This window comes from Microcystis sp. 49638_E5 (genome assembly GCF_021300285.1).
Taxonomy (GTDB): domain Bacteria; phylum Cyanobacteriota; class Cyanobacteriia; order Cyanobacteriales; family Microcystaceae; genus Microcystis; species Microcystis aeruginosa_C.
Genome location: NZ_JAJTDH010000015.1, coordinates 23579 through 35513 on the forward strand (window position 1 = coordinate 23579; position 11935 = coordinate 35513).

Annotated in this window: 8 protein-coding genes; all 8 read right to left on the reverse strand. The window is 35.1% G+C overall.

Going from position 1 to position 11935, the window contains the following annotated elements; all coding sequences use genetic code 11:
- Nucleotides 1-70 precede the first annotated feature (70 nt).
- The 8 genes from LW728_RS06955 to LW728_RS06990 all read right to left on the reverse strand — a co-directional run bounded on the left by LW728_RS06955 (nucleotide 71) and on the right by LW728_RS06990 (nucleotide 11915).
- Nucleotides 71-3811, reverse strand: coding sequence for a WD40 repeat domain-containing protein (locus LW728_RS06955; RefSeq protein ID WP_287765909.1), 3741 nt, complete (start codon nucleotides 3809-3811; stop codon nucleotides 71-73).
- 38 nt (nucleotides 3812-3849) lie between these two features.
- On the reverse strand, nucleotides 3850-4398 hold the full coding sequence (locus LW728_RS23370) for a Mov34/MPN/PAD-1 family protein (RefSeq protein ID WP_002793844.1): 549 nt from the start codon (nucleotides 4396-4398) through the stop codon (nucleotides 3850-3852).
- A gap of 74 nt (nucleotides 4399-4472) precedes the next feature.
- Complete coding sequence (locus LW728_RS06965; RefSeq protein WP_287765912.1) at nucleotides 4473-5069, reverse strand: hypothetical protein; 597 nt, start codon at nucleotides 5067-5069, stop codon at nucleotides 4473-4475.
- Nucleotides 5070-5093: 24 nt separating this feature from the next.
- Nucleotides 5094-5573, reverse strand: coding sequence for a hypothetical protein (locus LW728_RS06970; RefSeq protein WP_008195846.1), 480 nt, complete (start codon nucleotides 5571-5573; stop codon nucleotides 5094-5096).
- 44 nt (nucleotides 5574-5617) lie between these two features.
- Nucleotides 5618-7237, reverse strand: a complete 1620-nt coding sequence (locus LW728_RS06975) for a type IV secretory system conjugative DNA transfer family protein (protein WP_110543443.1) — start codon at nucleotides 7235-7237, stop codon at nucleotides 5618-5620.
- A gap of 73 nt (nucleotides 7238-7310) precedes the next feature.
- A complete protein-coding gene (locus LW728_RS06980; RefSeq protein WP_287765930.1) occupies nucleotides 7311-7580 on the reverse strand; it encodes a hypothetical protein in 270 nt (89 codons plus the stop codon).
- 80 nt (nucleotides 7581-7660) lie between these two features.
- On the reverse strand, nucleotides 7661-9829 hold the full coding sequence (locus LW728_RS06985; RefSeq protein ID WP_287765932.1) for an Hsp70 family protein: 2169 nt from the start codon (nucleotides 9827-9829) through the stop codon (nucleotides 7661-7663).
- A 97-nt stretch (nucleotides 9830-9926) separates the two neighbouring features.
- On the reverse strand, nucleotides 9927-11915 hold the full coding sequence (locus LW728_RS06990; protein WP_287765935.1) for an Hsp70 family protein: 1989 nt from the start codon (nucleotides 11913-11915) through the stop codon (nucleotides 9927-9929).
- Nucleotides 11916-11935: the final 20 nt, after the last annotated feature.

The window sequence follows — 11935 nt, forward strand, 5'->3', positions numbered from 1 at the left end:
GGGGTTTTAGGGATTTTCAGATCGGGATTACCTCTCATTGAGACTCCCTTGACTAACTTCTATCCTCTCTTCAACGTGACAGAAAAGCTCCTAAAATTTTCATGGTGTTGCTCGTTTCATAATTCAACCCTTCTACTCCCTTAATATTTGTTTGTTCATAAAGTCTAGGAGAGCGTAAAGTGTTCTGACATTCTCCTGTTTTTAGGTTCCAAAGTTTAATCATCTCGTCTTCACCTGCGCTGGCCAATGTGTTACCGTTGGGACTAAAACACACTGACCTGACACTTTTAGTATGTTCACACAGGAGTTGATGAAGTTGACCTGTTTCAACATCCCAAATTCGGATTGTTGCGTCATCCCCCCCACTTGCTAGTAACTTCCCATCGGGACTAAAAGCTACTGACCATACCCAAGACTTATGACCTTCAAAACTATTAATTAATCTACCATCTTTGACTTGCCAAACTTTGACCGTTTGATCATCACTTGAACTGGCTAATCGCTGACCGTCAGGACTAAAGACAACAGACCAAATTCTTCCTTGATGACCTTTAAAAGTCCGCAAAGATTGAGTCATATCATCTTCAATAGACCAGAGTTTAATAGTTCGATCTTCACTACCAGTTGCTATTAATTTTCCATCAAGACTAAAATTTACTGATAATACCCAGGCCTGATGTTCCTCAAAAGTTTTAAGACAAAATCCTCTCGGAACTGACCAAAGCTTAACAGAATTATCTCCACTACCACTTACCAGCATTTGACTATTAGGACTAAAAGCGATCGACCATACGCGCTTTTGATGTTCTGGGGAAAAAGTGTACTTTTCATCTGTCCTAATATCCCAAAGTTTGATGGTGTTATCGTGACTGGTACTAGCAATCAGTTGACCATTCGCACTAACTGCGACTTGATGCAATAAAACCCAATAATCTTTTTCTTGTAAAATTTTAATTACTTTGCCACTTTCCCCTGACCATAATCTAATCGTTTGATCTCCACTTCCACTTATCAATGTTTTTCCATCGGGACTAAAAGCTACTGAACAGATCCAGTCAGTATGACCATTAATCTGTTGAAGACATTTATGGTTTTTGATAGACCATAATCGGATCGATCGATCTATAGAACCACTCAAAATATATTGACTATCGGTGCTGAAAGTAATCGATGATAATCGATTGCCATATCCCCTAAAACATTGAAGACATTCTCTGGTTTTTACTGACCATAACCGCAGTGTAAAATCTTCACTCCCACTGGCTATATATTGACCGTCCGGACTAAAAGCAATTGACCAAATCCAGCTTTCGTGTCCTGTTAAAGTATCAATATTTTGATATTCTCCTTCTATAATAGACCATATTTTAATGGTTTTATCCCCACTTCCACTGGCTAGAAGTTGACCATCGGAACTAAAGGCAACTTGCCAAACCCAATCTTGGTGTCCTGTAAGAGTATGGAGACATTCTCCCGTGTCAACTGACCATATTTTGATGGTTTTATCAGCGCTCCCACTGGCTAAAAGTTGACCATTTGGATTAAAAGCAACACCACCTACTCGTTCTTGATGTCCTTCAAGGGTGTGGAGACATTCTCCTGTTTCAACTGACCATATTTTAATGGTTTTGTCCTCACTTCCTGTGGCTAAAAACTTACTATCAGCACTAAAAGTAACGGCTCTAATAGGAGCATAATGTTTTTGAGAAGGGTGGGGCAAAGAATGACAATTTATAGATATATCTGTTGTAATAGACCAAATTTTAACAATTCCGTCTTGTCCCCCACTTGCTAGTAACTGTCCCTCGGAATTTAAGGCTACTGACCACACCCAGCTTCCGTGAGCAGGAAAACTTTTGCTTAATTCTAATTTTCCGTCTTGTTTGACTTTCCAGAGGTAAATCATCCCATGACTGTCACCAGTTGCTAAAAGCTCTTCTCTTGGAAAAGAGCGATTAAACTGACTGCAAGAAATTGATAAAATACTGCCACAAGTTTGAGGAAAAATACAGTCAAAAAACTGTGAATAGGAAAAATCTACTTGGTTGAGTCTAATGTTTGAAAAATCGACTTGTCGAATAGGGATATGGGAAAAATCGTAGCCGATTAAATGACCATTTTTCAGTATATTAAGTAAGTTAATAATATTGCCAGCAATGCCGCCAATTTGTCCAGAAGGTTCATTTTTTAATGTCTTTAAACAATCAATTAGTTTGCTTTCTAGATTATTTTCTTGAAAATTATGAATTAAGTTCTTAATTATTGGGTGTAAAATAACATTAACTTGAATCTTTCTTAGATAATCAGGAACAGTGGTTTTAGTCAAGGAATTACTTTTTAATAATTGGAATTTTTGAGTTTTGATTTCTTCGGTTGCTATGGTAATAATTTTTTGAGTGAAATATTCAATCAGTAGAGGATGTATGGTAAAGTAGTCATCTTTTTTATCTAACAGAATTTTGCTAGATAATGATCTGATCCCTTCTTGGATACTTTTACCATCAGGTTCAATGATAATATTATGTTCTAGTTCCGACAAAGAAACTGGATTTCGATTAATCGCTAACTCAAAAATAATCGCTTTTTCTAAATTAGATAGTTGCTGAAAGTAAGAATTTAAAATAGACTCAATTTTTTTTATCAGAAGATTCCCTTTTAACAGAAAATCCGAGAGATTATTATGATGAACTCGTTGAATATGATGAGCGATAGATTTGATGAATAAAGGATTGCCGTGACAGACTTGTTGAATTAAAAATTGCCATTCATCCTCTGAACCATGAAAGGTGTCAATATCTCTCAAAATTTGCCGTCCAGTTTGATAGTCAAGTCCTTGTAACTCTCGGAAATAAGTTGAAGTTTTATTTCCCACTAACGATTCAAGTTCTTGAGGAATTTTTCGACTGGTTATAATTAAACAGCTATTGTGCTTTGACTGACCAATTGCTTGTAAAATTTCGCTATATTCTCGATAGTTTTCATGCTCAATAATCGCATCAATATTATCTAAAAATAATAAACAACGAGATTTAGCTAGTATCTTAATAAATTTTATCAGTTTTATTTTAAATTTATCTTCTGCCTTAAAACTAATATTCTGTGAAATAATATTACTTGTATTTTCCAGAAATTCTAGAGGTAAAGGGGGATTCAAAAAAGACCAATAGATAACACGGGGAAATTCCTCTTGAATTTGCTCAATCAGTTTACAGACAAGAGATGTTTTTCCGATTCCTGCTATTCCGAAAATTCCGATAATTTTACACGGGGGACTATTTTGAAAAAACTTTTGTTTTAATAATTCTAGTTCTTTTTCTCTACCATAAATCTGAGAAATATCAGGAATTAATCCGAAATTATCATAATTTATTTCTGTTTTAACTGATGAGTTTTCAAGATTGGGAAATTTACGCTTATCCCATTCTTCCTCAAATTTCCACAAATTTTCTTCTGTAAATGAACTCCAAAGGTTGAGGGTGAAGTGCCTTTGTCGTGATCCTTGAGGATTCGTGCGATGATCTGTAAGGATTCCCCAATCTTTTAAAACATCAAGAACATTTCTCATCTGAATTGTAGTGAGGGAAATAACTGATGTTTTTTTAGTACCAGCGTTGCAAAAATCTACCAAAACCTTTAATTCTGTTTTGACAATTAGTTTTGGGTGAGGTTTATCATATTTCAACCAGTTATAGATTATTTTATCTGACCAATAAGCTTGATCTACTAATTCACCGTTTACATACGTTAATAATCTTCTTAACAAAAGAGAAAGTTGTTCTTTAACTGTATCACTTGTATTTAGTCTTGGCATAATCTATGAAGATAATTTTTCTCATTATAGCTATATTTTCAATGTTGATTAATATTTTCTAAGGAATCTGGGAAGGATTTGAGGGTTAAAAATTTTTCTGGGATGAGGTGGTCGCCTACTTCTATAGGAATTTTAGTATATTGAGGGCGTGATAAAGAATCGGGTTCAATTAAAACATGGTACATCGTTAATCGGAAATCAGGGTCAAGATTAACTAGGGCAGAAATAGCTCCATCAGAATTTTGAGAAGCATATTTTTTATTTGTTATATCATCAGTTTGTGAAAAACAATCAAAACTACTAGGATGTCTATGCCAAAGTCCAAGAAGTTCTATAGGTTCCTGATAATATCTTCCTATTTTCTTAGATAAATGATTAATATACTCAGTATCATATTCAAAATAACCTGGTTGAAAAATAGGATGTATGCCTGGATCTAATGTTTCGAGAATATACCATATATTAACTGTTTTTATTCCCAAGAAAATTCCACCTGTTTCTGTTTTAGAGCTTTCATAGGTTTCGGCTACAATTGCTAAAAAGGCTCTCTCTGAAAAAATAGTTTGGAGTTTTAAGTAGTTTAACATTTTCATAATTTTGATTTGAAGATAAGAATAGTTTGGCTCTTAAATAAAATAACTTTAAATTCCTGATAAAACTATCATCTTTTTCTTTGAGAAAGACTTTTACTCTGGGTCAAAGTTGGTGAATTTTTCTTCTTATATTCGCTTGCATATTGACGTTTCCAAGTATCTATCTCTTGAGAACTTACATTTTTCCCTTTAGCCTTTTGCCATACTTTTATCGCTTTATTAGACTCCTCATGACTAACCTTTAGATTTCTCATGGTATCTTTTGCTTTATTTCCCTCAATTCCATGATCATTAAGGACTCCAAGCGCACGAGATTCTTTTTTATTCAGTTGAGTTAGTCTGGGTCCTTTTTCTGGAAACAGTGTTACCTCTCCATTTGTATCTTTTGCTCCTGCTCGATAAGTGCGACCATTATCTAAAGTAAATCGGCTTGTTTCCTGTCCTTTAACTTTGGTTGTGCTTCTTGTTGCTTCCCCATTTTTAATTCTTCTAATGTCGTCCTTAATCATCTCTTTATTGCCAACAGTATTCGTTTCGCCTGCATTTTTTAGATCCCGATAAGACGCGGTGTCATAATGTTTTGATTTAGGTTCATCTTTTAAATTACTTAACTTGGCTTTTCCGCCGCGTCCTACTAAAAATTCTTTGTCTTTTTCAGAACTCATAGTTATCCTCCAATTAGTATTATATTAATTTTGAATAGTATAGATATTGTCATCGATTTGGTCTAAATTAATATAAATTTTTTGAACGTTATTTGAAGTATCTTTAACCAAGAAATATAGGTCTTCTTCATAGTCTTCAAAAGGAGAGTTATCAGCTACCATACATTGACAATGAAAATAATCAGCAAACTTTTTAGCGATTGCTATTTCATCCCCAATTTTTCCGATAGATTGTTCGATTAAATCATTTTGAGGATAAAGTGAGAGTAAAATTTTAAAATCTCCTTGTATTGATTCTTTTTCGCAAAGAAGTTGTATATAGTCTGGCATCTCTATTGTTATATCTTGGGTAACACAAATATCTTTTTTAGATAGAGAGAATAGCTGAATACAAGCATCAATAATTTCATTATCAGATAGATTTTTTGAAATAAAAACATTAACAGGAAATAAGTTGTGATTGTGGGACGATTGGTTATTTAAAAAGCCTTTTGAGTTAAACATAATATTCTCCTAATGGTTTTGGGTTGTGTTAATGGAAAAAAAACTTACATAGATTGATGATAAGGATTATCGTCATACATTCCAGCAAAAAAGGGATCTAGAAAATAAGGAACTTTCTGAACAGGAATTGGGGGCTTTCCACGCATAAAGATAATCGCTTCATCGGGACTTAAACGAGTAACTTCATCGGGCATAATTAAAGGACGTGGGGTTTCAGAAACAGTTAATGCTGAAGAACGCCCTCTGGAATTAGATATAGAAAAACCAATAGGATTATTAGAAGCACCTGTGTTTCTTCCTTCATTGGTACTTAATACTCTAATCGTGGTTTTTCCAGCTTTTTTAGAGACATATTCTGAGGTTTTAATATCTTGTATGCCAAAATATTGCTGAATAACTGTATTGCCCAGAAAAGTTTCCCAACCTTTGTTATAAAGTTCTTCAAGTTGAGATAAGTTTTGCAGAATAATCCATAAGGTAACGCCATAACCTCTAAGGTAAGTAACCCCTTGAGAAATTAAGTCCATTTTACCTAAATTGGCGGCTTCATCAAGCATAAATAAGGTGGGATAAGTGGGTTTACCGGGCTTTTTAACCATTGCTCTAATACAAGAGCCAATCCAAACCCTTAATAAACGTGAATACATGGCTATTTCAGCCGCAGGTAAAACAAAGTAAATTGAAATTTTTCCATTTTTTAAATCCCAAATATTAAAACTGCTTTTGGCTAAGGAAGTGACAACAGGACGAGAATCAAGAAACTCAGTATGTTTTTCCATAGCAGAGAAAACACTCATGCGTTCTTCATCCGCCATTCTTTCGATCATCACTGCTGTTCGTGCAATTAATCCATCTGCTTCGGTGGCTGATTCCATTGTTTCTATAATCGTTTCCCACTTATCTGAAGAAGCCATAACAATATTTCTGACTTCTCCTAGATTACGTTTTCCTTTAGGAGAAAAGAAAGCAACAAACATAATAATTCCAGATAAAATAGCTCTGGCTTTGTCATCCCAGTGAGGGTCTTTTTCTTCTCCTGTGCGTAAAACTAATAAATCAGCTAAGATTTTGGCTTCATCGGCAAAATTAGGGTTAGAGGGATCGATTAAATCTAAGGGGTTAAATTGGGCTTTAGAGGCATTAGGACATACATTAAAAGGGTCAAGACAATAAACTTTATGTCCTATATCTTTTCGCGCTCTGGCAGTAATTTCATAGTTTTCTCCTTTGGGATCTGTAACCACAATCGGCCCAGGATAGGTAAGAAGATTCGGCACAACGGTACTGATCCCTTTACCCGAACCAGTTCCAGCAATTGTAATTAAATGTCCTTCAGGATTCCAGCGAATAAATTCTTGATTATTGGATAAAGATTTACCCAAAATTAATCCCACTGAACTATATAAATGAGCATCTTTAATTTCCCTATCTGTTGCCCAGTGAGCATTGCCTTGATCTTCGGGTTGCGCTCCAAATCCTAATGATTTACCTCTTTTTTTGAAACCTTGTAAATTGGGAGCAGAAAATCCTGAAGATCCTGAGAATAATCCATTAAATAACATAAAAGGTAACTGAATAATTGCTGCTAAAATTTGGAAAGTAATTTTTAGAGTAATTGTGATTAGTTGAACAGTGAGATTAAGAAATAAACTAATAAGGCTCATGATGGTGGTTAAGAAAATTCAAAGGTTTACCAAGAAAATAATGATCGTATAAGTAATAAAACTCCCGATTAGATTATTTACCACGTCCAGAAGAACGCTCATTTTCTTTTCCACGAATTTCTTCAGCTTTTCTTCTTGCTTGATTAGCTTTATTTTCTTTATCAGTTCCTTCCTCCATGGCTTTTCGATACTTAGAAGTATATTTAACGGATTCTGATGTCATTTGACCATGTTGTTGAGCTTTCTTATCATAAGCTTCAGCTTTTTTGAAGGATTCATTAGCTTGCTTTTCATATTTTTGAGCTTGTTTTTCATAATAGTCTGCATCTCGTTTGAAAACCATAGTTTCCTCTTTAATTGAATTGACAATAAGGTTTGAATCTACTAAAATTCGCTAAAATCGCTGACAATATTTAATTTTATTTACCAGAATTTCAGCCAATTATTTGATTTTTGATTTGGTTCAGGATTGATCGGCTCGGTTTCTTGCGGTTTGGTTGTTGTTTCTAAACGAATTTGTCCACCACTTTCTGTTAATTCTTGAGCAATAGTACTAAAGGTTTCAGTCAATTGGTTTAAATCCGTAAAGAAACTTAGATCATCTCGTGAAGAAATTTGTCTTAAAAATTCTTGATCAGCACCACCAAATCCAATGGCAATAATTTCTATCTCCATTTTATGACAAAGTTTAGCTGCTTTAATAGCTTGTTGCTGATTTGCCCAAACTCCGTCGGTCAAAATAATACCATATTTTAAATCTTTAGCCTTTCGTAAAATCCGACATATTTCATCAAAAGGATGAGCAGAATTGCCATAACCTGTGCGTCCTATGGATAAATTTTGAATACCATGATTAATTTTTCTGATATTTTGAGAACTATTAACAGTTGTTAAAGTTTTATCAGAAAATTCAATAATTCCAATAGATGTTGTAGTTAAATCACATTGAGTAACAAAACTTTTTGCCGCTTCAATTGCTTCATTTAGAGGCCTACCATTCATACTACCAGAAAGGTCAAACGCCATGTAAATATTCAAATGTTCTCGCACAACTGTTTCTTGAGGAGATTTAGTAAATCGATCATCTGGAACATCTAAGGGGACTGGTTCAATGGTTAAAGTCAAGGGTTTTTGGGTACTCCTTTCAACCGCAGAAACTTCAACAACACCACTCAAATTATAGGAATAAGTGATGTCAATAATTGCTAATCGCGACTTGACCATCGGAATGTCAGTAAAGACGTAATTTCCAAGATAAACACAACTCATAGGATCTAAGGTTTCCCCTTGTGTCATAAAGACTTCTAGTTTATTTTCTTCTCCTTTTTTGACTCGAAATTGATAGGGACGGGTTTGTTGGGAGGGAATCGGTTGATTTTTGGAAATAATAATACTATTAATATATTTATCTCCATTTTCACTAACAGCAATCATTCCTAAACTATGACTAATAACATCACTCGATTTTTTCACTCCTCCTAAGAGTAAAGTTTCAGTAGATTGAGTTTTTCCTGACAAAAATAATTGAGAATTTTTTTGTTGTTTTGCTTCTATATCTATTGCGGCTTGAATCGCTGCCCCTAATGCGACGGCTTCATCGGGATTCACTCCACTTAGAGGTGGTTTACCTGACATTTCTTCTACATATTCACGCACCATTGGCATTCTCGTAGAACCCCCCACTAAGACTGCTCCCTCAATATCTTTCCATGTTAAATTAGCTTCATCAAGGACAATATTTACTAACATTTGTGTTCTTTCGATTAAGTCTTTTGTTAATTGCTCAAATTGTTGACGGGTAATTTCATAACTAGCTTGATGTCCTCCGCCTTTAACCGATACTTTAACCGCTTGTTTTGTTGACAAGCTAATTTTAGTTTTTTCTGCTAAAATCATTAATTCATTAAAGTCTTCTCCCATTAATTCCACGCCAAAATCTTCTTCAAATTGGGTAGCGAGAAATTGTAAAATGCGATCATCCCAATCTTTTCCGCCTAAAATATGATCTCCGTCTGTAGCAATGACTCGAAGTTCATCTCCTGTAACTTCTACTAGAGAAACGTCAAATGTTCCACCTCCAAGGTCATAAACCAAAATTTTTGAATTATTTTGATTAGGGCGAACTCCATAAGCGATCGCAGCAGCGGTAGGTTCATTAATAATTCTAAGAATATTAAAGCCAGCTTTTTTCCCTGCTTCAATGGTAGCTTCACGCTGCATATTATTAAAATAAGCAGGAACAGTAATCACAGCATCGGTGACAGATTGACCTAAAAAATCTTCGGCACAGTGTTTAAGATAGGAGAGAACCATTGAAGATAGATCAATGGGGGTATATTCTTGATTATTCTCTAAATAAAGGGCGTGGGGATTGCCCATATCTCGCTTAAAAAAGGCATAAACTTGTTCATCTCCTAATGCTTGTTTTTCTTTGGCATCATCGCCAACAAGGGGCGGATTACTACCTAAATCAATAACGGAGGGAGTAATTCTTTTTCCTTGGTTATTAGGAATGACTTCCGGTTTGCCATCTTTAATATAAGCGACAACTGAAAAGGTAGTTCCGAGGTCAATACCAACAAAATTGTTCATGATTTTATTATTTTAGTTGTCAGGGTGAATACTTTATAAAAAGTGAGGAGAATGGAAAATAAATTATTCTCCATTCAGAAGGCAAAGGGGGAAAAAATTAGCTATAGACCAAACTAGAGTTGCGGGCTTTCATTGCTTCTTTTTCTTCTTGGGTTACACCCCCTTCTGTTTTAATAGTGACAGTAGCATCTCGACCTGTTGATAGTTCTTTAGCATACATCTCAAGCATTCCTTGTTCATTTAATTTAAAAGTGACATCAATAGGAGTACCTTGAGGTAAACCACTAGGAAGGCTTATTTCTGCTTGCCCAATTTCTGTACTCAGGTGTAATTCATAATATTGATCAGTTGAAGAATTTTGTGCAATTAACAGTTCAACACTTGTTTGATTCGCTGATCCTGTACCAAAACGTTGAGTAACATCTGCTGGAACAGGATCATTTTTCTTAATCAAATTAACCAATTTTTCTTCATTTTTTACACGTGCTTTAATGCCAAAACTACAACTTGTCACATTAATAATTTTGGTTTCGGTTGCTTTTTGAACTTCACCTAATGTTAAACCATTATTTTCGGCAACTTCTTGTTCAGCTTTCTGCTTAGTTTTTTCTGGTACATCTTCAAGTTTAACGTCTTCTGGTTTGAGCCCAAGGTCCTTAGATATGGTGATAAGAATTTCTTGATCCAGCATTAATTTATGACCATAGATAGCGGCACCTTTAGCAACGGATTCATCGGGTTCACAAAACTTAGGTTCTTTGCCAAATTCTTCTTGAATACGACGAGCAACTTGAGGCATCTTAGTAGAACCTCCTACCATTAAGATTTGGTCAAAGTCTTCAACTCCTCGCTTTTTCGCTTCAGCAATAGCGATTTTAGTCAACTCAATCGTTCTTTCTAATAAACTGTTCGTTAATTCATCAAAAGTTTCACGAGTCAGTTCAATTTTTTTTCGTTGCATATTGTGCATAACAGGAATAGAAGTTTCCCCTTTTTGTGTTAGGGTTTTTTTTGCGTCTTCAGCCCGAACATATAATTCTTGTAAAGTTTCAGAGGACTCTAAAGGATCCTCACTAGATCCTGTTTCTTCTTGCCATTGTTGAGCCAAATAAGTCACAATGGTTTCATCCCAATTTTTTCCACCTAAATCATGATCTCCTTCGGTACAAACAACAGTTATATTACCACCCTCAATCTTGATTACAGTAATGTCAAAAGTTCCCCCTCCTAAGTCATAAACTAAAACCGTCTGGTCTGCTTCTTCATTGACTCCATAACAGATAGCTGCTGCTGTAGGTTCATTAATAATACTACGCACATTTAAACCAGCTGTTTCCCCTGCCAATTGAGTCGCCTCTCGTTCACGAATACCAAAATAAGCAGGGCAAGTAATCACCACATCTTTGATTTGATAACTGGTTTGTTGTTCAGCATCTTTTACTAATTTACGGAGAATATAAGAAGAAATTTCTTCGGGGCGATAAGATTCTCCTTCGTGTTCAAAAGAAAACCCCTCTTTACCCATGAAGCGTTTAACCATATCTACAGTATTATCTGGCTCAAGCATACTGCTATTTTTCGCTTCCTTACCAACAATTCTTTCCTCACCATTAAATTGCACGACTGAGGGAGTGGTTCGGTCTCCTTCCATATTAGCAACTACATTAGGACGACCATACTCATCAACATAAGCGATACAGGAATAGGTGGTTCCTAAGTCAATACCAAAAATAGGGGTAATTTTAGACATTTTCTTGGTCTCCTTGACGTTTTTTTGAACGGGTTTATTTTGATTCAGTTGATTAGCATCAGGCTCTGCTTCAACTTGAGGGTTATTGAGTTGAAAATTTTGCTGAAAATAATCAGCTTCAATTTGCCTTGAATTTGGATTTTCCATTACTTCCTTAATTTCAGGAAGCATTTGTAAGTAGGTGTTATATTCCATCCGATATTTAGGATGTTTGCTTTTTTTAGTCCACTCAGTTTGTTTCAGAGTAAAAATTTCTTGAAATACTGATTCAGACCAAGGTTGATTCGGGTCAATTTCCAGAAGTAAGAAGAAATTCGGACGGGAGGAATCAATCATAAGAAAATAAGTGAATGAGG

Bases quoted from the DNA above. Each gene is read 5' to 3' on its own strand.
- LW728_RS06955 (WP_287765909.1), bottom strand. From the start codon at position 3,811: ATGCCAAGACTAAATACAAGTGATACAGTTAAAGAACAACTTTCTCTT.
- LW728_RS23370 (WP_002793844.1), bottom strand. From the start codon at position 4,398: ATGTTAAACTACTTAAAACTCCAAACTATTTTTTCAGAGAGAGCCTTT.
- LW728_RS06965 (WP_287765912.1), bottom strand. From the start codon at position 5,069: ATGAGTTCTGAAAAAGACAAAGAATTTTTAGTAGGACGCGGCGGAAAA.
- LW728_RS06970 (WP_008195846.1), bottom strand. From the start codon at position 5,573: ATGTTTAACTCAAAAGGCTTTTTAAATAACCAATCGTCCCACAATCAC.
- LW728_RS06975 (WP_110543443.1), bottom strand. From the start codon at position 7,237: ATGAGCCTTATTAGTTTATTTCTTAATCTCACTGTTCAACTAATCACA.
- LW728_RS06980 (WP_287765930.1), bottom strand. From the start codon at position 7,580: ATGGTTTTCAAACGAGATGCAGACTATTATGAAAAACAAGCTCAAAAA.
- LW728_RS06985 (WP_287765932.1), bottom strand. From the start codon at position 9,829: ATGAACAATTTTGTTGGTATTGACCTCGGAACTACCTTTTCAGTTGTC.
- LW728_RS06990 (WP_287765935.1), bottom strand. From the start codon at position 11,915: ATGATTGATTCCTCCCGTCCGAATTTCTTCTTACTTCTGGAAATTGAC.